This is a genomic window from Streptomyces sp. NPDC020965 (genome assembly GCF_044333555.1).
In the GTDB taxonomy this organism is placed as follows: Bacteria; Actinomycetota; Actinomycetes; order Streptomycetales; family Streptomycetaceae; genus Streptomyces.
In genome coordinates, this window is sequence record NZ_JBIRRE010000006.1 from 241,345 (window position 1) to 267,725 (window position 26,381).

Below are 26,381 nucleotides of genomic sequence, written 5' to 3' on the forward strand. Positions count from 1 at the left end.
TAGTCAAATTTGAGGAATGCGTCATCGCTGTGCATCCGCCCTCCGCGGCAACGCTCTTCCCGGCCCCCGAAACCACCCTCCCCTCGCCCTCGCCCTCGCCCGACGGGCCCTCCGCCCGTCACTCCGTGGTGTTCCTGCCGGCCGACCCGCCCCGCGCCGGGCGGGTCGCGTTCTGGAGCCCCGACGGCGCACCGGTCCCCGGAGCGGCCGGCGAGGTGACCGTCGTCCTGGACGACCTGCGCCCGCACACCGTGCCCGCGCTGATCGTCCCTGTGCGGGAGGCGCTGCCGGTCCTGACCCGGGCGCGCGTCGCCCCGGACACCTCCGTTTCGGCGGCGTTCTGGGGTGGTGCGGCCGTGCTCGCGCTGCAGCTCGTCTCCCGTGGCCTGCTGCTGCCCGGGCTGACCACCGACGACCACGACGCCTGGCGCGTCGGCCCGCTCACGCCCGAGGACCTGGAGCGGACCCGGACGCTCGCGGCGTCGATGCCACCCGCCGCACACGCCGTCCCGCTGGAACCGGCCCACGGCGTCGTACTGCTGCCCGAGCCGGAACGGCTGCTGCGGTCGTTCCTCGACGCGGTGGCCGACGGGCTACCGCGCTCCCCCGCCGCGGAGTTCGCCGCGGGCGGTCCGGCCTTCGCCGCGCCGGAGCCGCAGCGACTGCCCGGTCGGCGTGCCTGGGCCGCGGACATCGCCGCGGGCCACGACGCGGGCGTACGGCTCTCGCTGCGCATTGAGATTGACGACGCCCCCGACGGGTCCCCGGCACAGCCGGAGCAGGAGTGGGACGAGAGGGGGCCGTCCTTCCGGGCCGTTCTCCAGATGCACAGCGTCAGTGATCCGGCCCTCGTCGCGGACGCAGCCGACGTCTGGGCGGGCGGGGAGCGCGCGGGAGAGGCGTTCGGGCCCCGCGCCCGGATGGACGCCCTGCTGGCGCTGCGCCGCGCCGCCCGCGCCTGGGCGCCGCTCACCCCGCTGCTGCACGCCGCCGTCCCCGACGCGATCGACCTCGCCGACGAGGAGGTCGCCGAACTCCTCGGCGACGCCACCCGCGCGCTGGCGGCCACCGGTGTCCAGGTGCACTGGCCGAAGGCGATGACCCACCGGCTCACCGCGCGCGCCGTGATCGGCCCGCCCGCGGGCGACGGTACGGGCGACCACGGCGCCCCGGTCGGCGAGTCCGCGCTGCCCTCCTTCCTCTCCGCCGACGCACTGCTCACCTTCGACTGGCGTTTCGCCTTGGGCGACCAACCGCTCAGCCGTGCGGAACTGGACCGGCTCGCCGAAGCCAACCGGCCCGTGGTGCGCCTGCGCGACCAGTGGGTACTCATCGACCCCGAGGAGGCCCGCCAGGTCCGCGCGGTCCGGAACGGCACCCTCTCCCCGGTCGACGCGCTCGGCGCCGTCCTGACCGGCTCCACCGAGGTCGACGGCCGGCAGGTGGAGGTCGAGGCATCCGGCTGGGTGGCACGGCTGCGGGACCGGCTCACCGACCCCGAGGGCGGTACGCAGGAGATCGGCCCGCCCGCCGCGCTCGCCGCCACGCTGCGCGACTACCAGCTACGCGGTCTCAACTGGCTGAACCGGATGACCTCCCTCGGCCTCGGCGGCTGCCTCGCCGACGACATGGGGCTGGGCAAGACCATCACCGTCATCGCCCTCCATCTGCACCGCCGCACCGATCCGTCGGCGGCGGGACCCACTCTCGTCGTCTGCCCGACCTCCCTGATGGGCAACTGGCAGCGGGAGATCGAGAAGTTCGCACCCGGTACGCCGGTACGGCGTTTCCACGGCGCCACCCGCACTCTGGACGGCGTCGCCGACGGCGATGTGGTGCTCACCACGTACGGGACGATGCGGCTCGACGCGGACCGGCTCGGCGAGGTGCCCTGGGGCCTGGTCGTCGCTGACGAGGCCCAGCACGTCAAGAATCCGTACTCGGCCACCGCCCGGCAGCTCCGCACCATCGGCGCGAAGGCCCGGGTGGCCCTGAGCGGCACCCCCGTGGAGAACAACCTCTCCGAACTGTGGGCGATCCTCGACTGGACCACACCCGGTCTGCTGGGCCGGCTCGGCACCTTCCGCAGTCGGTACGCGCGGGCCGTGGAGAGCGGCGACGACCCCGCCGCCGCCCGCCGACTCACCGCGCTGATCACGCCGTTCCTGCTGCGCCGCCGGAAGTCCGACCCGGGTATCGCGCCCGAACTCCCCCCGAAAACCGAGACGGACCGGGCGGTGTCGCTCACCGCCGAACAGGCGGGTCTGTACGAAGCGGTGGTCCGGGAGACCCTCGACGCGATCTCCGCGGCCGACGGCATGGAGCGGCGCGGACTGGTGATGACCCTGCTCACGTCACTCAAACAGATCTGTAACCACCCCGCGCAGTACCTGAAGGAGGAGCGGCCCGTCGTCGCGGACCGTTCCGGCAAGGTCGAACTGCTGGACGAACTCCTCGACACGATCCTCGCCGAGGGGGCGGGCGTGCTGGTCTTCACCCAGTACGTCAGGATGGCCCGGCTGCTGGAAGGCCATCTGGCGACCCGGGGGGTGCCGACCCAGTTCCTGCACGGCGGTACGCCGATCGCCGAGCGCGAGGCCATGGTCGACCGCTTCCAGCGCGGCGAGGTGCCCGTCTTCCTGCTCTCGTTGAAGGCTGCCGGCACCGGGCTCAATCTCACCCGTGCCGAGCATGTCGTCCACGTCGACCGGTGGTGGAATCCCGCCGTCGAGGCGCAGGCCACCGACCGCGCGTACCGCATCGGACAGACCAGGCCGGTGCAGGTCCACCGGCTGATCGCCGAGGGGACCATCGAGGACCGGATCGCCGACATGCTGGCCCGCAAACGCGAGCTGGCCGACGCGGTACTCGGCTCCGGCGAGGCCGCGCTGACCGAACTGTCCGACGCCGACCTGGCGGATCTGGTGGAACTGCGGGGGCGCGCATGACGAACGACCACGACCATGACGGCATGCACGATCCGGAGGAGCGGATCTTCGCCGCGCTGCCGGCCGCGCGGGACCGCGCGTTCGCCCAGTCCTGGTGGGGCCGGAGCTGGGTGCAGGCGCTGGAGGAGACGGCTCTCGAATCCGACCAGCTCACCAAGGGCCGCAAGCAGGCGCGCGCGGGCGCGGTGGGAGCGGTGTCGGTCCGCCCCGGGCGGGTCACCGCCGTCGTCCGGGACCGGGACGGCACCGGACACCGCTGCGATGTGCTGCTCTCCCGGCTGGACGACGCCGACTGGGACCGGTTCCTGGACATGGCGGTGGACCGCGCCGGGCACATCGCGGCGCTGTTGGACCGGGAGATGCCCCCGCACCTGGTCGAGGACGCGGCGACGGCCGGGGTCGAACTGCTGCCGGGCATCGGGGACCTGGAGCCCGAGTGCGACTGCGGGGCGTGGGACCTGTGTCCGCACACGGCCGCCCTCTGCTACCAGGTGGCCCGACTGCTCGACCAGGACCCGTTCGTCCTCCTTCTGATGCGCGGACGGGGGGAACGCGGGCTGCTCGACGAGTTGCAGGCGCGCAGTGTGGCGCGGGCGGCCGACGCCGCGCCCGCGCCAGCGGATCTCGTGGCGGAGCCGGCGGGGGTCCCGGCGGACGAGACCTATGCAGCGCGGGACATCCTTCCGCCACCGCCGGGGCCCCCGCCGGTACCGGACCGGCCGGGGCCGCCGCCCGCCCTGCACACCGAGAGCGCTCCGCCACCGGGCATCGACCCGGACGCGTTGGAGTTCCTGGCGGCGGACGCCGCCGCGCGGGCCCACCGGCTACTGGTCGAGGCGCTCACACCGGTCCATCGGCACCAGTCCTTGGACGACGGGTTGACACCCGGTCAGGACGCGGTGCGGATGGCCGCCTCGGTGCCCGGCCCGGTGATCACCGGCCGGCTCGCGACGGCGACCCGGCGGACGCGCGCCGAGCTGGAGCTGGCCGTACGGGCTTGGCGGGCGGGCGGTCCGGCCTCGCTCGCCGTGCTCGACGGGGAGTGGACGCCGTCGGCGGTTGAGCTGGCGCGGGCGGCCACGGTGCTGGAGGCGGCCTGGGAGGCAGCGGACCGGCCGCGGTTGCGGCCGGCCGGAGCCGGGCGGTGGACGGTGGTGGGCGCCGAGGCGCAGTTGCGGCTCGGCGCGGACGGCCGCTGGTGGCCGTACCGCAAGGAGCGGGGACGCTGGAGCCCCGGCGGTCCGGGCGACCACGACCCCGCCGCCGCGCTGGCGGAGGCGCTGGGCGAGACGGGCTGACAGACCACCCGGCCGGGTGTCCGGGAGCGCGCGTCGTCGTGTCCGCGCTCCCGGAGCCGGGGCGGGCGCACCCCGGGTCCGGTGGGGGCGCGTCTGATCCGCCCGAGATCACCCGAACCGCCCCGGGGCCCCCGGTAGTCGGATGGCACCGAACCGGCCCAACCACCCCCGCGGCGGCGCCGTTTCGGGCAGTGTTCCTCCCGACGGCCCGTGACGGTCCCCTCGCCCGGGGAGGGCGCACGACCCCACCGCGCCACCCGCCGAAGGTTTCAGCGGCGTCGTCGAGCAGACCTGACCGATCCGCCTGCTCCCCACCAGGAGGCCCGATGTCCCGTTCCTCGCGTCCGCCCCGCCCGGTCCGCCGCGCCCTCACCATGGGGCTGCCGGTCGCGGTCGTGGTGGCGCTCACCGCCACGACGACCGCGACCGGCGCGCCCGCCCCGTCCGCCGGTGAGCCCGCGCCGTCGGTGGTCGGCAGCGCCGTGCTCCAGGACGTTCCCCTGGGCGAGTTCAGCAACTCCCTGGTACCGGATTCCGTGGACGACGACCGCGGGATCCACCTGGGTATCGGCAGCGACCTCTACCCCGCCGGCCGGGCGGGCGAGTTCTGGGCGATGACCGACCGCGGACCCAACGGTCAGATCAGGATCGACGGCAAGAAGCGCCGTACGTTCCCGGTGCCCGGTTTCAATCCCGCCATCGTGAAAGTGCGGGTCTCCGGCGACGACGTACGTGTGCTCGGGGCGATCCCGCTCACCACCTCGTCCGGCAAGCCGGTCTCCGGCCTGCCGAACCAGGCGTCGCGCGACGAGGCACCGTATACGTACGACGCCAGCACCCCACTCCCGTACAACCCGAACGGACTGGACACCGAGGGCCTCGTGCGCGCCGCCGACGGTTCGTTCTGGCTCGCCGACGAGTACGGGCCCTCGCTGGTGCATGTCTCTCCGCGCGGCCGGGTGCTCGCCCGGTACGTGCCCCGAGGGCTCGATCTGCGGGGTACCGACTATCCCGTCGTGGAGGCGCTGCCCGCCATTCTGTTGCAGCGGAAGCTCAACCGCGGTTTCGAGGGGCTGACCCGGCTCCCCGGCGGCGATCTGGTGGCGGCCGTGCAGAGCCCGCTCTCCGTGCCCGATCAGGCCGCGGGCGAGACCTCGCGTAACGCGCGACTGCTGCGCTTCTCGCCCGCCGAGCGGGCCGTGACCGCCGAGTACGCCTATCGCTTCGACGCGGTGAACGTGGTCGACCCCACCGAGACGGACACCTCCGAGCTGAAGATCTCCTCGCTCGTCGCGCTGGACCGGGACACCCTTCTGGTGCAGGAGCGCACCGACAAGGCATCCCGGCTCCAGCGCGTCACCCTGCCGCGTGGTGCGGGCATGCTCGGCAGCCGTTGGGACGATCCGGCGACCTCCCCCAGCTATGAGCAGATCGAGGACCCGGCCGCCGCGGGTGTGCCGGTGCTCGGCAAGCGACTGGTGGTGGACTTCGGGAAGGTCGCCGGGGTGCCCGGGAAGATCGAAGGCATCGCGGTGGTGCGCCGGGACACCCTCGCACTCATCAACGACAACGACTTCGGGATGACGGACGGGCCCGGCGCGTTCGACCCGGAGGGTCGGCTGATCGATAGCGGTATCGAGACGCGGATGACCCAGGTACGGCTGCCGCGCCCGCTGCTCGACCGACGGTAGGGCGGGCGGGTCGGCACGTGACTGACTCACTGACTCACTGACTGACCGGATCACAGCGGGGAGCGGCCCCGGGGGAAGTGACAGACCCCGGGGCCGCTGCCCTCGCCACGGACCGCTCGCCGGCGCCGGGGCCACCGTGAACGCCCGCCCGGTGTCCGCATCGCTCCGTACCGTGAGGTCCGCCCGGGCCCCCCGCCGGGGGGCACCATCCACCACTCCCTCACCCCGTCTGCCGGCGGGGGCGACCGGCCCTCCGCCCGCTGCCGTGGCACCGGTCCCCCGCCTCTCCGCCCGTCCGCCGCGACACTGGCGAACTCGCCTCGCCGATGTCCCCGGTGAATGGAGGCCGGCGCGAGATCCTCGAAGCGGCCTCCGCCGCCTCGCGCCGCAGGCCGTCCGCCTCACTTCGGACACCCACCAGGAGAGGTCCCATGGACCGTAGAAGACTGCTCCGGGGCGCCGCCCTCGCCGCGGCGACCGGCGCACTGCTCCCCCCGGCCCGGGCCACGGCCGCCGCGCCCGCCCGATCCGCCACCGCGACCACCGACGCCGCGACCACCGACGCCGCGACCATCGACTACCCGGGCGCCCTCTGGCTGCCCGCCACCACCGCCAACTACACAGCGTCCGAACGCCCTTCCTCGTACGCCGTCGACCGGGTGGTCATCCATGTCACCCAGGAGACCTTCGACGACACGGTGAAGATCTTCCAGAACCCGGCACGGAAGGTGTCCGCGCACTATGTGGTGCGGTCGGCGGACGGGCTGGTGGCCCAGTGCGTACGAGAGCGGAACATCGGTTGGCATGCCGGTAGTTGGGGCCACAACACCCGCAGCGTCGGCATCGAGCACGAGGGCTGGGTGGACCAGCCCGGGTATTTCACCGACGCGCTCTACGAACGGTCGGCGGCCGTCACCGCCGCGATCTGCAAGCGGTACCGGATCCCCAGGGACCGTACGCACATCATCGGCCACCACGAGGTCCCGGGTGCCACCCACAGCGACCCCGGGCCGTACTGGGACTGGGCGCGTTACATCCGACTCGTCAACCTCGACTGACGCGCCGGGGCGCACTCCCGGCCACGACGCGCCCCCACCGCTTGTCGCGTCCGGCCGCCGGGGGCCACGATGGGTCCAGGGAGGCCGAGTTGAGCGACGCGTGGGTGGCCCTGGAGCCGGGTGTGGATCCGGCCGAGCGGATTGTCGCGCTGCGCCGGGCCCATGACGCGTATCTGACGGCCGGCCGGGTCCAGCGGCCGGTGCGCCCCGTGGTCGCGGACTCGTGGCGGCGTTCGGCACGGGCCCGCGTCAGCCCGGAGGGCACGGCCGGCGTCGAGTTGACCGACGACCACCTCAGCGCCTACCGCGAAGATCATCCGCTGGCGCGCGTGATGCCCCTGGTACGTGAGCTGACCGGCGATTACGCCAGGGACGGCGAGCATCTGGTGGCGGTCTGCGACGCGCACGGCCGCCTCCTCTGGGTGGAGGGCGCGCCCGCCACCTGCCGCGCGGCGGGACGGATGAACTTCGTGCCCGGCGCCCGTTGGGCCGAGACGGCGGTCGGGACGAACGCGCCGGGTACGGCGATCACCGTGGACCGGCCCGTCCAGGTGTTCGCGGCCGAGCACTTCCGCCGCCCCGTCCAGGCATGGACCTGCGCGGCGGCCCCGATCCACGACCCGGCGACCGGGCGGGTGCTCGGCGCGGTGGACATCACCGGCGGTGACGGGCTCGCGCATCCACACAGCCTCGCCTTCGTCGGCGCCGTGGCGCGGGCCGCCGAGTCCCAGCTCGCGCTGCTCGCGCCGCCGCCCGCGGTGGGCAGTGTCCGGCTCCGCGCGCTCGGCCGGGACGAGGCGCTTCTGACGGCGGACGGGCGCACCGTTCGGCTGAGCCGACGCCACAGCGAGATCGTGCTGCTGCTGGCCCATCGCCCGGAGGGCGTCGGCGGTGATGAACTACTGATCGAGTTGTACGAGGACGAGTCCGTCACCCCGGTCACCCTGCGGGCGGAGGTGTGCCGGCTGCGCCATCTACTCGGGCCCGAACTGCTGCGCTCGCGGCCCTACCGGCTGGCCGCGCGGGTGGACACGGATGCCGACACGGTGAGCCGGCGGCTGGCATCGGGGGCGGTGCAGGCGGCGCTGGGCGCGTACGCGGGCCCCCTCCTGCCCGCGTCCCGGGCGCCCGCGGTGGCACGGCTGCGGCGGCGGCTGGAAGACCAGTTGCGGGCGGCGCTCATCGCGCGCGGCGATCCGGGGTTGTTGACCGACTGGGCGTACAGCCCGTGGGGGGAGAACGACGTGGCGGTGTGGCGGGCGCTGGCCGGCGCCCTGTCCGCTTCGCAGCGTCCGGCGGCGCTGGCCCGGGTGCGGGAGCTGGACGGCTGGCAGGGCTGCTGACGATCCCGCCCGTACGCCTGCCCGCGCCCCACGACGTCCGGTGATCCGACGGACCGTCAAGCAGCCCGGAGATCAACCGATCTGACGAGGGGGCACGTCGTCCCCATACCTCCCGTAATGCTTCGGCACCGCACTGACCAGGTACTTCCCCTCTCCACTCCGCGGAGGAGTACGACCGGCCCAGCCGGGCAGGGGTCCCCTTGCCCGACTGCGTGAGAACCGGAGGAACCACCCCATGGCGGAGCTGTTCATCGGCGGCGAGTGGATCGCGGCCCGCGACGGACGGATACGGGAGATCCGTTGTCCCGCCGACGGCACTCTCGTCGCGACCGTCGACGAGGCCGGTCCCCAGGACGCGGCGGCGGCGGTCGCGGCCGCCCGCGACGCCTTCGACCGCGGTCCCTGGCCGCGCACCCCGGCCGCCGAGCGCGGCAGGCTACTGCTCCGCGTCGCCGATCTGTTGGAGCGCGACAAGGACACACTCGCGCGGGCCGAATCCCTGGACACCGGGAAGCGGCTCGTGGAGAGCGAGTACGACATGGCCGATATCGCCAACTGCTTCCGCTGGTTCGGCGGCCTGACGGCGGCCGGTGACGGCGGCCGGGTCGTCGACACAGGAAACCCGGAGACGGACAGCCGGGTGGTGTACGAACCGGTCGGAGTCTGCGCCCTGATCACTCCGTGGAACTATCCGCTGCTGCAGACGGCGTGGAAGGTGGCCCCGGCACTCGGGGCGGGCAACACCTTCGTCCTCAAGCCCAGCGAGCTGACCCCGCACACCGCCATCCTGTTGATGCGGCTGCTGACCGAGGCAGGACTGCCCGACGGGGTCGCCAATCTGGTGCTCGGCACGGGCGCCGAGGCGGGCGCGCCGCTCACCGAGGATCCACGGGTCGATCTGGTCTCCTTCACCGGAGGGCTGCTCACGGGCCGGCGGGTGATGGCGGCGGCGGCGCCCACCGTGAAGAAGGTGGCCCTGGAACTGGGCGGCAAGAACCCGAACATCGTCTTCGCCGACGCCGATTTCGACACCGCCGTCGACCACGCCCTCACCGCCGTCTTCCTCCACTCCGGGCAGGTCTGTTCGGCCGGGGCCCGACTGCTGGTCCAGGACGAGCTGCACGACCGGTTCGTGGACGCGGTGGTCGCGGGCGCCCGGGAGATCCGGCTGGGCGGCCCCTTCGACGACAGCGCCCGGACCGGACCGCTGATCTCCGCAGCGCACCGGGACAAGGTCGAGGCATATGTGGCGGCCGGGATCGCCGAGGGCGCGGTGCTGCGCTGCGGCGGGGCCCGGCCGGACGATCCGGAACTGCGGGACGGTTTCTACTACCCGCCGACGGTGTTGGACGAGTGCACCCCGGATATGTCGGTGGTCCGTGACGAATCGTTCGGCCCGGTGCTCACCGTCGAACGGTTCCGGCACGAGGAGGAGGCCGTCGCGCTCGCCAACGACACGATCTACGGGCTCGCGGGCGCGGTCTGGACGCGGGACGAGGGGCGTGCCCAGCGGGTGGCCGGGCGGCTGCGCGCCGGGACCGTCTGGATCAACGACTTCCATCCCTACGTCCCGCAGGCGGAGTGGGGCGGGATGAAACAGTCCGGCTTCGGCCGCGAACTGGGTCCGGCCGGGCTGGCGGAGTATCAGGAGGCCAAACACATCTGGCGCAACCTCGCTCCCCGCCCGCAGCGGTGGTTCTCTTGACCGGACCGGAGGACGCCGCGCGGCACGACGGACCGGACACCTCCCTGCCGGGACACGAGGACGACCGGGCACTCGGCGACCTCGGCTACCGGCCCGAACTGAAACGCACCCTCGGCACCTTCCACACCTTCGCGGCCGGGATCAGCTACATCTCCATCCTGACCGGGACCTTCCAGCTCTTCTACTTCGGCGTCTCGTTCGGTGGACCCGCCTACTGGTGGTCCTGGCCGCTGGTCTTCGCCGGACAGCTGATGGTGGCCCTGTGCTTCTGTGAACTGGCGGCCCGCTATCCGGTGGCCGGATCCGTCTACAACTGGGCCAAGAGCCTGGGCGGCCCGCACATCGGTTGGCTCGGCGGCTGGATGATGTTGATGGCCACGATCGTGTCGATGTCCGCCGTGGCGCTGGCGTACCAGGTCACACTGCCGCAGATCGACGGCTGGTTCCAGTTCGTCGGCGACGGCAGCGGCGCGTCCGACGCCGCCACCAACGCAGTACTACTGGGCTCGGCCCTCATCCTGTTCTCCACGCTGGTGAACGCCTTCGGGGTCCAGTTGATGGCCCGGATCAACTCGGCGGGGGTGTTCGTCGAACTGATCGCCGCCGTGGCCCTGATCGTCCTGCTCGCCGCGAACATCACCCGCGGCCCCAGCGAGGTCCTCACCGACACCCACGGCCTCGGCGGCGGGGACTCCCTCGGATATCTCGGCGCGTTCCTGACCGCGTCACTCGCCTCCGCCTATGTGATGTACGGATTCGACACGGCCTCCTCGCTCGGCGAGGAGTCGCACGACCCGAGCCGTAACGCGCCCCGGGCCATCCTCCGCGCGCTGCTCGCGTCGTTCCTCATCGGCGGGCTGATCCTGCTCTTCGCCCTGATGGCGGTGCCGGATCTGGCGTCGAAGGAGCTGACGGCCGGTGGACTCCAGTACGTGGTGCTGGAGACGCTCGGCTCCACGGTCGGCGAACTGGTCCTGTGGTGCGTGGTCGTCGCGATCACCGTCTGTGTGCTGGCGGTGCACGCGGCGGGCATCCGGCTGATGTTCGCGATGGCGCGCGACAACAATCTGCCGGCGGGCTCGGTCCTCGCCCGGGTGAGCCCGCGCTTCCGGACACCGGTCGCCCCCGCCGTCCTGATCGGCGTGGTCAGTGTCCTCATCCTGGTGATCAACATCAAGCAGCCACAGATCTTCTCGGTGATCACCAGCATCGCGATCATCATGATCTATCTGGCCTATCTGCTGGTCACCGTCCCCATGCTGGTCCAGCGGCTGCGCGGCACCTGGCGCCCGGCCGAAGGCAGGTTCTCGCTCGGGCGGTTCGGACTGCCCGTCAATGCCGTCGCCGTGGTGTGGGGCGCCGCGATGTCGCTCAACCTGGCCTGGCCCCGAGCGGAGGTCTACAACGCGACCGGGGACCAGCACTGGTATCTGCGCTGGGGCGCGTTCCTGTTCATCGGTGTGGTCGCACTGGGGGGCTTCGCCTACTACTGGTTCGTCCAGCGCCACCGTACGGGTGTGCTCGCCGAACACCGGGCCGTCGTCACTGACGACACCCCGCCCGCCACCAGTTGACCTCCCGCACCAACTCCTCCCCCTCCCCCTCCCCTGCCCCATCCCCTGTCCCATCCCCTGTCCCGATACGGAGACCTGGAGACCTCATGCCCGCCCAGAACAGCCCTGTCCATGAGTACGACTATGTGGTGGTCGGCGGCGGCACCGCGGGCGCCGTCATCGCCGCGCGGCTGTCCGAGGATCCGGGCGTCAGTGTGTGCGTACTGGAAGCGGGCCCGTCGGACGTCGGCGATGAGAACATTCTGCGGCTCGACCGCTGGATGGCCCTGCTGGAGTCCGGCTACGACTGGGACTACCCCGTCGAACCGCAGGAGAACGGCAACAGCTTCATGCGCCACGCCCGCGCCAAGGTGCTCGGCGGCTGCTCCTCGCACAATTCGTGCATCGCGTTCTGGGCGCCCGCCGAGGACCTCGACGAATGGGCCGCCATGGGCTGCGCGGGCTGGAGCGCCAAGGACTGCTTCCCGCTCTACCAGCGGCTGGAGACCAATGACGCGCCCGGCGCCCACCACGGCCGCTCGGGTCCGGTCACCATCCGCAGCGTCCCCCCGAACGATCCCTGCGGCAGGGCGCTGCTGGACGCGTGTGCCGCCGCGGGCATCCCGACCACCCCGTTCAACAGCGGTACGACGGTGGTGCGCGGCGCCAACTGGTTCCAGATCAACTCACGGGAGGACGGCACCCGTTCCTCCGCCTCGGTCGCGTACCTCCATCCGATCATGAACCGCCCCAATCTGGAGATACGGACGGGACTCCAGGCCAAACGACTGCTGTTCACCGACGACGGGCGCTGCTCCGGGGTCGAATACCTGGAACCGGACACCGTGCACAGCGGTTCGGTGGGCGCGCGGCGCGAAGTGATCGTCTCCTGTGGAGCCATCGACTCGCCGAAGCTGCTGATGCTGTCGGGCATCGGGCCGGCCGCCCATCTGCGGGAGACCGGCGTGCCGGTACGGGTCGACTCCCCCGGTGTCGGCGCACACCTCCAGGACCATCCCGAGGGTGTGATCATGTGGGAGGCGCAGCAGCCCATGGTCACCTCGTCCACGCAGTGGTGGGAGATCGGCGTCTTCGCCGACACGGAGCCCGGCCTCGACCGGCCGGACCTGATGTTCCACTACGGTTCGGTGCCCTTCGATCTGAACACCTACCGGCGCGGCTATCCGACCACGGACAACGCCTTCTGCCTCACGCCGAACGTCACCCGCGCCCGGTCCACCGGAACGGTCCGGCTGCGCACGCGTGACTTCCGGGACAAGCCGAAGGTCGACCCCCGCTACTTCACCCACGAGCACGACATCCGGGTGATGACCTACGGGCTGCGGCTCGCGCGCGACATCGTCGCGCAGACGCCGATGGCCGGGTGGGCGGGCCGGGAACTCGCCCCGGGGCCCGCTGTCCAGTCGGACGAGGAGTTGTTCTCCTACATCCGCGAGACCCACAACACCGTCTACCACCCGGCGGGGACGGTACGGATGGGGGCGCCGGACGACCCGGACTCGCCGCTTGATCCAGCACTGCGGGTCAAGGGAGTGCGCGGACTGCGAGTGGCCGACGCCTCGGCGATGCCCCTGCTCCCCGCGGTCAACCCCTGCATCACGACGATGATGATCGGCGAGAAGTGCGCCGATCTGATCAAGGCGGGCTGACTCTGATCAAGGGGGCTGACCTCGGCTCCGGCCGTCGCGTCGCAACCCCGTTGCAACGTCGGGGCTCCTAGCCTCCCGCTGAGTGCCGTCCACTCGCGGACGGCGTCCTCACCGGGAGGCCCTGGAGATGACCCGATACGCAGCGCCGGGGAGCGATGGCGCGATCGTCTCGTACCAGCCGCGCTATGACCACTGGATCGGCGGCGCGTACGTACCCCCGGCGCGCGGGCAGTACTTCGAGAACCCGAGCCCGGTCAACGGCCGCCCGTTCACGGAGATCGCCCGTGGCACCGCCGAGGACGTGGAACGGGCGCTGGACGCCGCGGAGGCAGCGGCACCCGGCTGGGGCCGTACCTCGGCCGGCGAACGCGCCGGAGTCCTCCTGAGGATCGCCGACCGGATGGAGGAGAATCTGGCGGAGCTGGCGGTCGCGGAGAGCTGGGAGAACGGCAAGCCGATCCGGGAGACGCTCGCCGCCGACGTCCCCCTGGCGATCGACCACTTCCGGTACTTCGCCGGAGCGCTGCGGGCCCAGGAAGGTTCCCTGAGCGAGCTCGACGACGACACCGTCGCGTACCACTTCCATGAACCGCTCGGTGTGGTCGGCCAGATCATCCCCTGGAACTTCCCGATCCTGATGGCGACCTGGAAGCTGGCGCCCGCCCTGGCCGCGGGCAATACGGTGGTGCTCAAGCCGGCGGAACAGACCCCGGCCTCCATCCACGTCTGGCTGGGGCTGGTCGCCGATCTGCTGCCGGACGGCGTCCTCAACATCGTCAACGGGTTCGGCGTAGAGGCGGGCAAGCCCCTCGCGTCCAGTGCCCGCGTCGCGAAGATCGCGTTCACCGGGGAGACCACCACCGGGCGGCTGATCATGCAGTACGCCTCCGAGAACATCAAACCGGTCACCCTGGAGCTCGGCGGCAAATCGCCGAACATCTTCTTCGACGACGTCTGGGCCGCCGACGACGACTTCAGGGACAAGGCGCTCGAAGGCTTCACCATGTTCGCCCTCAACCAGGGCGAGGTGTGCACCTGTCCGTCACGGGCGCTGATCCAGCAGGGCCACTACCGCGACTTCCTGGCGGCGGCCACCGCCCGCACCGAACTGATCGTGCCGGGCCACCCCCTGGACACGGACACGATGATCGGCGCCCAGGCATCCAACGACCAGCTCCAGAAGATCCTGTCGTACTTGGACATCGGCCGGCAGGAGGGCGCGAAGGTCCTGACGGGCGGCGAGCGCGTCGAGTACGACGGGGAACTGGCCGGCGGGTACTACGTCCAGCCGACGATCTTCGAGGGCGACAACCGGATGCGGGTCTTCCAGGAGGAGATCTTCGGGCCCGTCGTAGCCGTGGCGCCCTTCTCGGACTTCGACGACGCCATGAAGACGGCCAACGACACGCTGTACGGGCTGGGCGCGGGCGTCTGGACCCGCGACATCAACACCGCGTACCGCGCGGGCCGGGCGATCCAGGCGGGCAGGGTCTGGACGAACTGCTACCACGCGTATCCGGCACACGCGGCCTTCGGCGGCTACAAGCAGTCGGGCATCGGTCGCGAGACGCACCGGATGATGCTGGAGCACTATCAGCAGACGAAGAATCTCCTGGTGTCGTATTCACCGAAGAAGCTGGGCTTCTTCTAGACGCCGAAGAAGGGCGCCTGACCAGGGGTTCTCCCTGCCAGGCGCCCTTCGCGACGCACTTCTACGCGGCGAGTCGAAATTCGGCGTTACTCCCGATTTCACCCACCCGTATCCCACCTCTGACCAGCTGTTCCGGGGCCATTCCGGGCCAGTAGCCGGTTAACCCGCCCTCATCAGCCTCCGAGGAGCTCTCCCAGCGGCGCATGGAGTCCTCGATGAGCCGGTTGGCGTGGTCCCGTGTCTCGGCCAGGAACTTTGCGTAGTGCCGGAAGAGGACCTGGATGCTCTGTCCGGCGCGGCGGGCGCATTCGGCCGGGTCGACGCCGGAGGCGAGCCAGAAGGAGATGCCGGCGTGCCGGAGGTCGTAGGGTCGCTTGGCGAGTTCGAGGGCGTGTTCGTCCAGGGTGAGAGGGGCTTCGCGGGCCCGGTTCCAGGTGATGCCGTAGGCGGAGGCGTCGATGTAGTTGCCCTTCGCGTTGCGGAAGAGGCGGCCGTCCGGTGCGACGCCGAACTGTTCGATGTGTTCGCGCAGGATGCGGACGAGTACGGGTGGGATGGGTACGGGCCGGGTGGCTTTGGCCGCGCGCCGCTTCAGGGAGTGCACTTCGTGGACGGCACCGTCGTCGGTCCATTCCTTTCCCGCGGTGACGACGCCGCCCTTGAGGTTCAGCAGGCCCCATCCGGTGGCCGGGAGGCGGCACTGGGCCTTGCGGAGATGGATGACTTCGGCGGGGCGCATGGCGGCGTGGTACATGCAGCCGAAGAAGCCGTACAGGTGAGGCCCTCGGCCCGGGAGTTCCCTGACGGCTTCGAGTAGCCGGGCGGCTTGGGCGGGGTTGGGGACGCAGTCGGGGTCGACCTCGTCCGCCACTTCCGGTGCCGTCCATCGGAGTCCGTTGAGCGGGTTGTGGGTGAAGTAGCCGCGTTCGACGGCCATGCCGAAGACCTCGTTGACCGCTGCCTTCTTCCGTTTCGCGGTCTTGGCGGCGGCGGCCGTTCCGTCGAGTTTGCGGCACAGGGCGTCCAGCGCGCGGCGGAGGATGTCGGGGTCCTCCAGCTCGCTCACGGGTAGGGAGTTCTGTTCCAGCCAGGCCAGTGCCGTCTGCCACTCCTCCATGGGCTCCGGTCTTCCAGGCGTTCATGTTGAAGGCCCATGAGTACAGGGCTCGCCGCAGAACGCGCGGATGGCGGTAGGCGGCTCCGGGCTCCACCAGGGCGGGCGTGATCGTGGCCAGGGCGTCGGCGAGGGTTCGGCGGGTGTTGCCGGGTGTGCGGTCCCAGCGCTGTTCGATGTATTCCCGGGCGAGGACGTACCAGGTGGTGCGCTGTTTCAGGGCGCGGACTTCGGAGGCGGGCAGTCCGGTCCGGGGATCGAATGGCTCGCTGTCCCGGGCTGCGGTCATCAGTTTGGCGCGGCGACTCTCCGCGAGTCCCTTGGTCCTGAAGGACTCGGACTCTTCACGACCGCTGGCGGTCCAGCGGGCCTCGAATCCCTTTTGGCGGCCGGTCCGCTCGCGTATTTCCCAGAATCGAACCTTGTAGCTCATCGCCATTCAGGCGTTTCCCTTTCACACGCAGCCCACCACGCGTCCAGATCAGCGCGGCGGCAGCGCAGTTCACCGTTCGGTAGCTTGATCATTCGGGGAGCGTCGCCCCGGGCTCGGAGGCGGTAGAACGCCGACGGGCTCATACGGATCGCCGCGAGCACATCGGCAGGTTTGAGTGCGGGGGGGACGGGCCATTGGAGTCTTCCTCATCTTTCAGCAGGGCACCTGAGCGGCGTCCGCCTGGAGGACCCCGCAGCGCTTCATCTTTCGGCGCGAATATCCACCGGAGCCGCTGATGCAACACTCACACAAGGGAACATGTGACCGCGCGGCTCCATCGCTAAGTACAGCCAGTGCGAACACCACCAATGGTCCGAAGGATTCCCGTTTTGGCGAACCGGGGATCTTCGGCTATAGCTACACAGCGCTCTGCTTCATCGTCGGCATATCGCGTGACCGGCAGGAAAGTCCGGTGGCGGACAGGGCTCCTGCGTGAGGGGGCCGCCTCCACGAAACGAAGCAAGGAGCTCTGACAGGGGGTCGAACGAGTATCTGGTGAGGTGTTACTCGTTCAGCAACGGGGACAGCAGCTACGCAGGCTTCCGCCACCGGGTGATCTCCGGGGTGTCGTAGGTTGACTTGCCCAGGAGGGATCTTCAACTCCCTTCGGGGTTTTATCCTTCTGCCGTAAGCGAATAAGAAACCACTCCGCTATATTTGACCCGGCCTCGGTTATTCTTGTCCGCCCGATTGTCTGGCATCAGCGCGGGGGGAAAGTGGGTACCGACACCGCCTAAGAGCGGCTAACACAATGAGGTTGCTGACTACATGCAGGCGATGGAGCGGGTGAGATCTTCCGTGAGGAAGATGATGAACCGTCGCTGCGATCCGGTGATCGTCGCCAGGGAGATCCGTGCTGTTCCCGCAGCATGGAGTCTGTCGACGGCTTCGGCCAGCCCGGGGCGAGGAATGACGCCGGTGTCGAGCATGACCTGATGCCGGTGGGACCAGATGTCCCAAAGCTCGTGTGCGGAGACGGTCTGGCTCTGGAAGAGCTCGAAGTCGGAACCTGCCTGGAGCTCGACCAGGGCGGCACGTGCGGAGGTGCTGTTGTCCCGATCGAGTGCGGATTGCAGGTCGTCACGGTGCATGCGATCAGTCTGCCGGACCCCTCCTCCGGCATGGGCAGTTGCTGATCAGGTAAGCGACAACACTTGGCGGTGGGTGATCAGGCAGCAGGCAAGCTTAAGGAAGGCTTCGTGGATGTCGGCTCGGCGTTCCCAGCGGATGCGGAGTCGTTTGAAGCCGTGGAGCCAATGAACACGTCATCCCGTACGAGATCACGCTGCCGGCCTGTCCCTGGACGGTGAGCAGTTCGCTGGTGATAACGGTTTCAGTGAGGCGGTGACGGAATTGGGGCAGGGCGGGGTCCGGGGTCTGCGCGGAGTGGTTGAGCGGGTGGACGCGCACGTCGGCGGCGATTCGGCTGAGTTCCCGGATCGCGGTGGGGTGGAAGGCGAAGTCGAAGTACCCGGGGCAGGTGAAGAGCGGAGAGTCGGAGCAGGCGCGGGCGAAGGTTGTTGTCGGCGAAGGGCGGGGAGGGCGGGGACACGGCCCAGCAGTTCCCGCCGGTGCTTTCGGCCCGGGAGAGCCGGAGTCGTCGAGGAAGGAGGTGGCGGCGGAACTCCAGCGCTGGGCCTGGATCCTCTGGCCGCTCTCGTCGAGGGGGAAGCGGCCCGGTTGTGAGGCCGTCCACCGGCGGACCCGGGCAAGGTCGCGCTCGATCATGCGGGCGAGGCGTGAAGGGCACTGGCGGTAGGCGGGGTCGGCGCTGAGCTGAGGAGGGTCGGGGACTGGCGCGGTGGCTGATGCTCCATTTCCAGTCCCCGCCGTTTCAAGCCGCACGTGCGATTCTCCCGCATACGGCTTGCTGGCACCGTTCCCCAACTGGCGTGCGCTGTTGCCGGTCTGGGCCTGGAGTGTGCCGAGGGCGTTGGCGTCATGGCCGGGGGCCATCGCCGTGCCCTGGCTGGCGGTGACCGTTCCGGCGCCTTCAGCAGTGGGCGGAGAGTTCAGCGGCTGCGGTGACCACTGCTGTTCCCAGTGCGGTCGGGCGTATGGGCCGGTTGCGGCCGGCGGGGGGTCAGGAGGGGGCCGCCGAGGTCGCGTGCCAGGCGCCTCATCTGGCTGCAGAGGGTGTACTGGTTGATGCCGAGGGCGGCCGCTGCATCCCGGAGGGTGGGATACCGGACGACCTCGGGGAACCGGAGCAAACGCTGGCGGGCGTGTGGGCCGGTGAGGGCGGGGCGTAGCAGCGCGGGCACGGTTTCGGGTGGGTCGGTGGTGCGGCGGAGAGACCGTGCCCGACACCACCCCACCCTCCCGGCCCCAGGCCGACTGCCTCACCGCCTTCAGCGCCCTGCGCCAAGGCAGGGCAGGGCAGACGACGCGGTCGAGATCGGCCAGGGCTGCAACCGCTTCCCACCCGCACCCGACCTTGCCTCCCATCTCTCCGCCGGCATCGCACGCCTCGCCCTCGACGGCTCCCTGTCCGCCTACACCGGCCCCCGAAGCAGCGGAGCCCGCACGGTCCTGGCCGAGCTGCTCTCCGCCCACCTGGGTGTGCCCCTGGAGCCGCCTGACATCTTCGTCACCCGCGGAGGCACCGAGGCCATCAGCCTCACCATCGACCACCTCGCCGAAACCGGCCACGACCTCCAGCTGCCGCTGCCCAACTACTACGCCTTCGACCAGAGCGCGGCCCCCTGTTCCGCGCCCGTCACCGGCTGTTACCGGCACGACGGGCACACCGTCACCACCGGCACCCCGGGCACCGGCCGTACCTGCCTCGTCGAGGTCCTCCCCAACGGCGTCACCAGCACCCGCCACACCCTCCCGCCGGCCCCGCCTTCACCCTGGTCGACGTCCCCTTCCAGGTTGGCGCCCGAATGCGGCCCGGAGCCCTGCTGCGCGAACCCATCCGGCAGCTCGACCTGCGCACCAGCGCGCTGATCATCACCGCCTCCAAGGACCTGTCCCTCCCCGCACTCCGGGCCGCCGTCGTCATCACCAGGAACAGGCCCTTGCTCCAGCACCTGGGCAGCGACCGGTTCGAACGCCTCGCCACGACCAGCAGCCCCATGGCCGAGGCAGTCATGATCCTTTACACCACACTCCTCCAGATCCTCCAAACCCCCGCGAGCACCAGCAGCATCGTCCAGGCCGCTCACGGCCTCACCCGCGCGGCGGGTCAGCCGGCCCCTCCCGGCCCGGAGGCCTTCGACCGTCTCCGCCTGCACCTCACCGCCATGCGCCGACGGTTCCGCCACAACCTCCACACCCTGGAAAGGATGCGACTCCCCCTGCGCCGACCCTCCGGGCACGCAGCCCCCGACGGCTACTCGGGATTCGCCGAGCTCGCCACCCCACAAGCAGACTTCTTCGCCTGGACCCGTCACTGCGCGAGCCGGGGACTGCTCCTCAACCCCACTGTCGTCCACGGCGGCACCGCCCCCGCCTGGAAAGCCCTCCACCCCGGGTAACAGCTCCTGCGGATCAACCTCTCCGAGGACCCCACCACGCTGAGGCAGCACCTCGACCTGATCCAGCTGTCGCACGAGTACGCGGACCACTTGTGATCAGCACAGGCCCAGGCGCCCACCGGCCGGCTCTGCGCGCTGTTCTTCGCCCCGTTCGTGGGGGGCGGCGTCCCAGGGCCGACCGCCCGCCACGCACCGCCGCCCTGCACGGGCTCCAGGCCACTACTCAGGCAGCCACGCCCGGCTGATTCCTGGGGGTTTCGTCTCGACGGCTCGCACAGTGCCACCAGTTCGTTCCCGCGGCCTCTTCATCTTCTCCAGCCGTCAGGTCGGTTGCCTCAGCCACGAGTCGAGAGCCACATAGTCGCGGTCAGTCAGGCCATGGCAGGGATCGACACGATGGAGCATGGCCGGCCCCTGATGATGGGCAGCGACCCAGGACCGATCGATGTCGGTCACCTCGTCATCGGCCCAGGCGAACGGGCGTCCCGCAGCCCACTCGACGAGGGCACGGGTCTTCCAGTGCAGTCCGTTCCGTACGTCCTGGTCATCGATGTCGGACGGCTCCGGCCAGGCCACCACGGCCAGCTGCGGCAGACCGATGCGGGGCGCGATGCACTCGTTCGCGTCCGCCATCCATGTCGTCGCCCAGACGAGCTCGCACGGGAGTGCCGCCAGCCGGGGTCCGTGCTCGGGATTGATCCTGGTCAGGAGCGGATTCGCGTCGGCACCAGCCGGTTCAGAACCCGTCGCATAGGTCGGATACGGCTGGGCCACGGCCCCGAACGGAATGAGCGGCCCGTCGACATCGAGAAACAGCAGCGCGCGCTGCACGGAACCAGTCACGAAAGCACGATAGCCGCAGATCCCATCGCTGACCGTCTCAATGACCAGGCCCGCCGACCGCCCGTCGCCCCGCCTACTGCTCGTGCGTGCCGACGACACCGATGGGGCGGACCTTTGGACATACACGCCAGGCGCGGTCGGGGGCATGAGCGCCCCGTCGGTCCATCGAGCCGGGGGCATGGAGAACTGCTGGATTCCTGCGCTTCATCTCCGTGGAGCTCACCCCCGGGGAGCTTCCAGGCAAGGTTGAGGCCCTTCTTCCCGCACATGGTGGGGGCCGACCCTCTCGTCCACGCGGTGGAGGGCGGTCTGGGCCACCGTGAGTTCGGCAGGTTCATCGAGGCTGTCCACGACGTTAGGACGGAACTCTCTGGAGAGGAGGAGCCCGCCGGTCTGAGCTGATCTGGTGTCTCTGCCCGGCGCCTGAAAGAGACCCTTCAGGCATGCTCCCCCGAGCCGTGAGTGCGCATCGGGTGGCGGCTTTGTGGTGGAGAGCCGCCACCCGATTGAGGAGCTGGCTTCTTCGGCCGTGAACCCGCGCCGTGCGGACTCACCTCACATCAGAGGCGACGGTGACGCGGACTACGTGCTCATCCGATCTTGAGCCAGGGGCTCCAGGGGCTCACGTCGACGTTCGGTCCGGTGGCGCCGTCCCGGGTGACGACACGGATGCTGATCCTGCCGCCCTCCCACATCTGGTAGTCGCAGTAGCCGCCCGCACCGGCGCCGCCGGTCTGATGGCACTCGCCGGGTGCACGGTCGTAGTTGAACCTGTACTGGACTATCGCCCGCAGACCGTCGGCCCTCTTGTCCTTGACCCAGATCCTGTCGCCGTGGTGGAAGAAGCATCCTTCGGCCTCAGGGATGCTGATGCAGCCGTTCTGGCCGGCCAGCGGCGCCGGCGTCGCGCCGCTGGAGGCCACGGCGACGTCACCGTTGTCCGCCTGCGCGGGGCTCGCCGTCATACCGAAGGCGGCTAAGCCGGTGAGGGCCGCGGCAGCGATTCTCATTCTCATGGTCTTCTCCTTCGATGGTGAACTCGACTTCCAGGGTGGGAACATGCGACCTATGCGTTCGAACGCAGGCCCCCTGGCCGACGGGGTGTTCTGTCGGCCACCAGATAGCAGCGAGACCCGTAGGGCCTCGCCTCTCGCCCTGGCGCTTCGTACGCTAGGGCCTCCAGCGCACTGGAGGTTCAAGTAGATGAGTCCCATAACTTGGACGATCGGAGGCCTGGCGGCCCGCACCGGACTACCGGTAAAGACCATCCGGTACTACTCCGACATCGGGCTGCTCCCGATGGCCCAGCGCAGTTCCGGCGGGCACCGCCGGTATGCGTACGAGGCATTGGAACAGTTACGGCTGGTGCAGCAGCTACGCGCCCTGGGCACCCCGATAGCCACCATCACCCAGCTCACCACTGGTGAACGGTCCCTCGGTGAGCTCGTTAGCCGCGAGCTCGACCAGACGCGGACACGATTGGCCGAACTGAGCTGGCGCCAGGCAACTCTGCAAGCCCTCGACGACTGCTCCGAACTGGAGCGGCTGCGCCGGCTCGCGGTGCTGTCCCGAGTGCAACGGCTGTCCGAAGCGCCTCTCGATCTCGCCAGGGCGTGGGAACGAGTGATTCCCGCTGAGGTGCCCGCGCATCTGGCTGATCTCATCACCGCGCAAGCCGTTCCGGAACCACCACAGGACCCTGCGCCCCAGACAGCACTCGCCTACGCCGAAGTCCACAGCCTCATCGAGGAGCCGGGCTTTCGAATGTACTGGGCCGCACCCCATGTGCGGGACAAGGCGTCGCTGTACTCCGAACTGGTCGAGGCCGCCGAACTCGCCGAAGCCGCGGTCGCCGCCGGGCTGCCGCCGCAGCCCGGGGAGGCACTGGACCGGTTCACCCGTGCCTGCGCACGCGCCCGCGGCCAGGACGACAGTCCCGGGTTCCGCGCCTTCATGGGCGCGGAGTTCCGCAGCACTGTGCCGTTGTTCCGCCGCTACTGGCAGCACATCGCAACGCTCACCCCCCGCGACAGACCTGATGTGGGCAGCACTCACTGCTGGCTCGTGGAAGCCCTCATCACGAGCGCAGCGCCTGTGGACTCCCGTGGCTACCTGCGCGGACCGCCGTTCTTGCTCGGCACCGAATGAGCAAGTGCCTGCAGGGCCACACCCGTGACCGGACTCGTCCGTCGCCCGGCTCAGCGCTCCACACCGATACCCCGGTAACCGAGCCCGAGTCCGCGCCACGTCGGACGGGACCACGACGACGTCACGGGGCCGGCACCCCGGACCACCGCGCCACCGACATGTGGTCGAAGCGGCGGCCGCTCAGGATCGGCAGCCTCGCACATTGAATAAGGGTCCGTGGTGGGGGATCAGTAAATCCGCGATGAGAACCTCAAGCCCTGGTCTCGGTCGCGGCTGACCTTCTCCTGGCCTTTCCCTACCGGACGACTACCGCCGAGTCCGCGAACCAGCGAAGACCCTCCCGATCACTCGCTCATGCGCACTCTCGATGCCCCGGTCGGTCCCGTCGTCGCCCAGCGCCCACCAGAGATGGACAGAGGGCTGGGGGCGGAACTCGAGATCGACCCCGACGACCTTCACCCGCCGCCCAAGCGCACCCACCCACCACGCCTTCACTGTGGGCTGCCCGGCATGACTGCTGCTCGGCCTATTTCCGGGCTTCCGGTGGATCGGTGAACCGGAGGTACTGAACCCGACAACTGCACCGCGTGGGCGTGGTGGCCGCGCGACGCGCTCCCGGCCGACACCGTCGCCTACACACGGACCGCCATCAGGGAGATCGTCGCGGCCCGCCCGTACTCCGAGCTCGGATGGCGCCCCTGACCCCCGCCCATCGACCCGAGCACCTCGACAGCATCCACCTGCCGGGCGGGCCACACCGAGCAACGTTCCGAAGCGGCGAGTTGTCGGTGCACCGCAGCTGTTCTGCCGGCCTAGTCAACGCCGCCTGATCGAAGCCTCTGTAGGCTTTCCACTGATCAGAAGGGGTGCTGTGGACGTGGCGGGCAGTGCAGAGCGTAGGTACGCGTTGACGGGCGACGAGGACAAGAGCGACTTCTGGGGCTTCGCGGAGGAAGCCAGGGGTTTGTTCGTTGCGAGTGAGGTGAGGGCGGAGTTCGTCACGTCGAACTCCTGAGATGCTCGCCGCGAGGAACACTCCTGGCCGGCCTCGGTCATCTCGGTGGCCGCCGCGCATTCGCCGGGAGCGCGGACCTGGCCTTCCTCGACGCTGGCGGCGTCGACATGGGTTCGTACTTCGTCAGCGATGTCACCCCGATCGCCGCCGTGCCGTCACAGCGTGGGGAGGGTCTCCTCGATGTCACGGTACGTTTGTGGTGCGCGGAGCTCCTCACCGGTTCGGCGTGGGTGTGGGACGCGGTTCGCACGGGGCGTCTGAACCGTCAGGGCCTGTGGCACGGTCTCGACGCGGAAGGACGGAGGGCCTGGTTGTCCGTGGCCCTGTGGTCACGGCGGTACCAGCGCCGCGACCGCCCGCAGGACGCCGCACCGGGACAGGTGTTCCGTCTGGACGGCCGGCAGGTCGTTGATGCGGACAGCTTCTACTGTGCGCTGGGTGAGGCCGTCAACGGCCCCGGCGGATACTTCGGGTGGAATCTCGCCGCCGTGGACGACTGCCTCAGAGGAGGCTTCGGTGCCCGAGCTCCATTCACTCTGGAGTGGCACAACTCAGGCGAATCGCTGTCACGGCTGATGAGCAACGACGCCGGGGACAAGGACACCGGAGCCTTCTTCGATGTGCTCCTGGAAATCTTCGCCGACCACGACATCCACGTTGCCCTGCTGTGAAGCAAGAGCGCCTTCATCCCGCAAAGGGAACGTCCGCAGGGCGGCAACAGTCGGCACGACGAAACCCGCCCGCTCGGACCGCCCACCTTGCGCGCGAAGGGGCCGCTGACCTCATGGCGGACCGGCGCCCCCGGGCATCACTGCCAGAAGCTTCGTGAACGCGTGGACGTCACCATCTCGCGCGGCCAGGTCCGCTGAACCCGCGCGTAGCGCTGGCGCAGGTCATCGACCCAGCCGTGGCCGACGTCCAACCAGACGCGTACCGCGGACGATGAATCTTCCTCGTCCGTCACGGTGACGATGGGCACGGGCACCGAGAACTGCCGGTCGATCTCGATCCGCATCTCGGTGTTGCGCAGCCAGATGACATCCCTGCCCGCAGCAAGCTCCTCAAGGGTTGCGGACCAGTCGTCCATGTCTTCCGGCGAAAGAAGCAGTTCAAGACGGCCGTTGGCGAAGCCGCTCGTGATGACGATCGCGGCGTCAAGGTAATCGTGGTACGGCGTCTTCCCAGACTTGTGACGCCCCAGCACCCGCAGTCGGACGCCACTGCCTGCCGATCTCATGTGGATCAGATCCACCCCGCCGTCCTCCATCACATCCCCTCCCACAGGAAGTCGTCGACCTCCATGATGGAGGAACTGCGCACCGATATGGTCGCCCTTGCCGTCCTTGGCGCGGGGTTGATTTCGCGGAGGCACACCGCTCGCCACCTTCCGGTGGAACACCGCATCACAGTGGGGACATGATCTACTCATGGAACGAGTTGTTGATCTCGATCAGGCGGCCGCGGTCCTTGCTGAGCGGGCCGCTCGTTGGGGGGAGGCCGGCCTCACAGTCGGGAGGGTGACATGGCGTGACGAAGCAGCGTCGTGGCCTCAGGGGCTTGAGATTGACCGGGAGCTCGTAGGCGATCCTGACTCGGTCGGCGTGCTCATCTCCGGCCCTGCGGATGCCGAACTGTCCGTTGTGCTCTTTCGCGGAGGCTGGGCCGACGTGGACTTCATCGCCAGCCTCGACGACGCCGGAACACTGCCGGCATTCGGTATCGACTCAGCAGCGGCCTTCGGCACCCAACTAGATCAATGGATACCACGGGCCTTCGGGAAAACCAGCGACAAGTAGAGCTGGAGGGGCAGGCACTCATCTGCGACAGGACCCCGACGCCGCGCTTCCCGCTTCAAGGCACGGCTCGACGAGCCCTTCGAATCATGGTGGATCGCCGCATACAGATCGACCTTGGACTGCGGCAGCACCCCGCCCCCTCGTCGTGCCGCGCATATCCATGGCCCCGAAGCAAGCGCTCAGGTGCTCTCACAACCCAGTTCTAGCGAAGATCTGGGGGAGCTGTCTCTGCCGTCACCTCCGTGTTCGAATGCACTCGTGACTGGCTACTCCAGAGCTCGGTAGTCAGGTGATGGATGAACCAGCTCGGAGCGTTCGGCTCCATACCGATCGCCGTGGATCGCCAGCATCGCCCAGTGCCACGCCTCGTCGTGAAAGATCAGTCCGCGGTTCGGCACTTCAGCCGGTTCGTACGGGTACCGTCCCAGGGCTGCCTCCCGGGCCTCCTTCGGAGCCAGCCCGCCGTGATGCCGCATTACCCAGGCGTAGCCACGCCGCTCGGACCGCAGGCAGTCGAGATAGTCGGCTTCGTTCCACGTCACGGCGCAACGGTAGACCAGTCGCCGAAGGTAG

General features: G+C 69.8%; 20 protein-coding genes and 2 pseudogenes. 14 read left to right on the forward strand and 8 right to left on the reverse strand.

Going from position 1 to position 26,381, the window contains the following annotated elements; translation table 11 throughout:
* Positions 1 to 125: 125 nt before the first annotated feature.
* The 9 genes from ACH4S7_RS20165 (at position 126) to ACH4S7_RS20205 (ending at position 14,917) form a co-directional block, all read left to right on the forward strand.
* Positions 126 to 2,948: an SNF2-related protein gene (locus ACH4S7_RS20165; protein ID WP_398522575.1), complete on the forward strand. Its 2,823-nt coding sequence runs from the start codon at positions 126 to 128 to the stop codon at positions 2,946 to 2,948.
* Positions 2,945 to 4,246 carry an SWF or SNF family helicase gene (locus tag ACH4S7_RS20170; protein WP_398522576.1) on the forward strand — a complete coding sequence of 434 codons (1,302 nt, stop codon included), beginning with the start codon at positions 2,945 to 2,947 and terminating at the stop codon, positions 4,244 to 4,246. Before ACH4S7_RS20165 ends, ACH4S7_RS20170 begins: the two co-directional genes overlap by 4 nt.
* A 326-nt stretch (positions 4,247 to 4,572) precedes the next feature.
* Positions 4,573 to 5,937, forward strand: coding sequence for an esterase-like activity of phytase family protein (locus tag ACH4S7_RS20175; RefSeq protein WP_398522577.1), 1,365 nt, complete (start codon positions 4,573 to 4,575; stop codon positions 5,935 to 5,937).
* A gap of 431 nt (positions 5,938 to 6,368) precedes the next feature.
* Positions 6,369 to 6,995, forward strand: coding sequence for an N-acetylmuramoyl-L-alanine amidase (locus ACH4S7_RS20180; RefSeq protein WP_398522578.1), 627 nt, complete (start codon positions 6,369 to 6,371; stop codon positions 6,993 to 6,995).
* Positions 6,996 to 7,084: 89 nt separating this feature from the next.
* A complete protein-coding gene (locus tag ACH4S7_RS20185) occupies positions 7,085 to 8,338 on the forward strand; it encodes a GAF domain-containing protein (protein ID WP_398522579.1) in 1,254 nt (417 codons plus the stop codon).
* A 235-nt stretch (positions 8,339 to 8,573) separates the two neighbouring features.
* On the forward strand, positions 8,574 to 10,043 hold the full coding sequence (locus ACH4S7_RS20190; protein ID WP_398522580.1) for an aldehyde dehydrogenase family protein: 1,470 nt from the start codon (positions 8,574 to 8,576) through the stop codon (positions 10,041 to 10,043).
* Complete coding sequence (locus tag ACH4S7_RS20195; RefSeq protein WP_398522581.1) at positions 10,040 to 11,617, forward strand: APC family permease; 1,578 nt, start codon at positions 10,040 to 10,042, stop codon at positions 11,615 to 11,617. The genes ACH4S7_RS20190 and ACH4S7_RS20195 overlap by 4 nt, the downstream gene beginning before the upstream one ends.
* 86 nt (positions 11,618 to 11,703) lie before the next feature.
* Positions 11,704 to 13,266 carry a GMC family oxidoreductase gene (locus ACH4S7_RS20200; RefSeq protein WP_398522582.1) on the forward strand — a complete coding sequence of 521 codons (1,563 nt, stop codon included), beginning with the start codon at positions 11,704 to 11,706 and terminating at the stop codon, positions 13,264 to 13,266.
* A 127-nt stretch (positions 13,267 to 13,393) separates the two neighbouring features.
* A complete protein-coding gene (locus tag ACH4S7_RS20205; protein WP_398522583.1) occupies positions 13,394 to 14,917 on the forward strand; it encodes an aldehyde dehydrogenase family protein in 1,524 nt (507 codons plus the stop codon).
* Between the two features lie 61 nt (positions 14,918 to 14,978).
* Here ACH4S7_RS20205 and ACH4S7_RS20210 read toward each other — a convergent pair whose 3' ends face one another.
* The 4 genes and pseudogenes from ACH4S7_RS20210 to ACH4S7_RS20225 form a co-directional block, all read right to left on the reverse strand.
* Positions 14,979 to 16,034 (reverse strand): tyrosine-type recombinase/integrase, encoded by a 1,056-nt coding sequence (locus ACH4S7_RS20210; protein ID WP_398522584.1) that lies wholly within the window; start codon positions 16,032 to 16,034, stop codon positions 14,979 to 14,981.
* A gap of 426 nt (positions 16,035 to 16,460) precedes the next feature.
* A pseudogene (locus ACH4S7_RS20215) lies at positions 16,461 to 16,649 on the reverse strand (helix-turn-helix transcriptional regulator); the annotation flags it as partial.
* A 639-nt stretch (positions 16,650 to 17,288) separates the two neighbouring features.
* Entirely contained in the window at positions 17,289 to 17,615 is a 327-nt protein-coding gene (locus tag ACH4S7_RS20220; RefSeq protein WP_398522585.1) for a hypothetical protein, read from the reverse strand.
* 45 nt (positions 17,616 to 17,660) lie between these two features.
* Positions 17,661 to 17,789, reverse strand: a pseudogene (locus ACH4S7_RS20225) (IS5/IS1182 family transposase); the annotation flags it as partial.
* A 1,015-nt stretch (positions 17,790 to 18,804) separates the two neighbouring features.
* On the opposite strand from ACH4S7_RS20225, the gene ACH4S7_RS20230 reads away from it, so the two are divergent.
* Both ACH4S7_RS20230 and ACH4S7_RS20235 read left to right on the forward strand, forming a co-directional pair.
* Positions 18,805 to 19,476 carry a hypothetical protein gene (locus ACH4S7_RS20230; RefSeq protein ID WP_398522586.1) on the forward strand — a complete coding sequence of 224 codons (672 nt, stop codon included), beginning with the start codon at positions 18,805 to 18,807 and terminating at the stop codon, positions 19,474 to 19,476.
* On the forward strand, positions 19,413 to 20,006 hold the full coding sequence (locus ACH4S7_RS20235) for a hypothetical protein (protein ID WP_398522587.1): 594 nt from the start codon (positions 19,413 to 19,415) through the stop codon (positions 20,004 to 20,006). Before ACH4S7_RS20230 ends, ACH4S7_RS20235 begins: the two co-directional genes overlap by 64 nt.
* Before the next feature lie 321 nt (positions 20,007 to 20,327).
* Here ACH4S7_RS20235 and ACH4S7_RS20240 read toward each other — a convergent pair whose 3' ends face one another.
* Both ACH4S7_RS20240 and ACH4S7_RS20245 read right to left on the reverse strand, forming a co-directional pair.
* Complete coding sequence (locus ACH4S7_RS20240) at positions 20,328 to 20,849, reverse strand: hypothetical protein (protein WP_398522588.1); 522 nt, start codon at positions 20,847 to 20,849, stop codon at positions 20,328 to 20,330.
* Positions 20,850 to 21,439: 590 nt separating this feature from the next.
* Entirely contained in the window at positions 21,440 to 21,865 is a 426-nt protein-coding gene (locus ACH4S7_RS20245) for a hypothetical protein (RefSeq protein WP_398522589.1), read from the reverse strand.
* Between the two features lie 187 nt (positions 21,866 to 22,052).
* On the opposite strand from ACH4S7_RS20245, the gene ACH4S7_RS20250 reads away from it, so the two are divergent.
* Together ACH4S7_RS20250 and ACH4S7_RS20255 are read left to right on the forward strand one after the other, a co-directional pair.
* A complete protein-coding gene (locus ACH4S7_RS20250) occupies positions 22,053 to 22,997 on the forward strand; it encodes a MerR family transcriptional regulator (RefSeq protein ID WP_398522590.1) in 945 nt (314 codons plus the stop codon).
* A 1,122-nt stretch (positions 22,998 to 24,119) separates the two neighbouring features.
* Positions 24,120 to 24,683, forward strand: coding sequence for a barstar family protein (locus ACH4S7_RS20255; protein ID WP_398522591.1), 564 nt, complete (start codon positions 24,120 to 24,122; stop codon positions 24,681 to 24,683).
* A 137-nt stretch (positions 24,684 to 24,820) separates the two neighbouring features.
* Here the strand turns inward: ACH4S7_RS20255 and ACH4S7_RS20260 are convergent, their stop codons facing one another.
* On the reverse strand, positions 24,821 to 25,411 hold the full coding sequence (locus ACH4S7_RS20260) for a DUF5959 family protein (protein WP_398522592.1): 591 nt from the start codon (positions 25,409 to 25,411) through the stop codon (positions 24,821 to 24,823).
* Between the two features lie 28 nt (positions 25,412 to 25,439).
* Here ACH4S7_RS20260 and ACH4S7_RS20265 point away from each other — a divergent pair, with 28 nt between their 5' ends.
* Complete coding sequence (locus tag ACH4S7_RS20265) at positions 25,440 to 25,808, forward strand: hypothetical protein (protein WP_398522593.1); 369 nt, start codon at positions 25,440 to 25,442, stop codon at positions 25,806 to 25,808.
* A 266-nt stretch (positions 25,809 to 26,074) separates the two neighbouring features.
* Here the strand turns inward: ACH4S7_RS20265 and ACH4S7_RS20270 are convergent, their stop codons facing one another.
* Positions 26,075 to 26,350: a hypothetical protein gene (locus tag ACH4S7_RS20270; RefSeq protein ID WP_398522594.1), complete on the reverse strand. Its 276-nt coding sequence runs from the start codon at positions 26,348 to 26,350 to the stop codon at positions 26,075 to 26,077.
* Between the last annotated feature and the right edge of the window lie 31 nt (positions 26,351 to 26,381).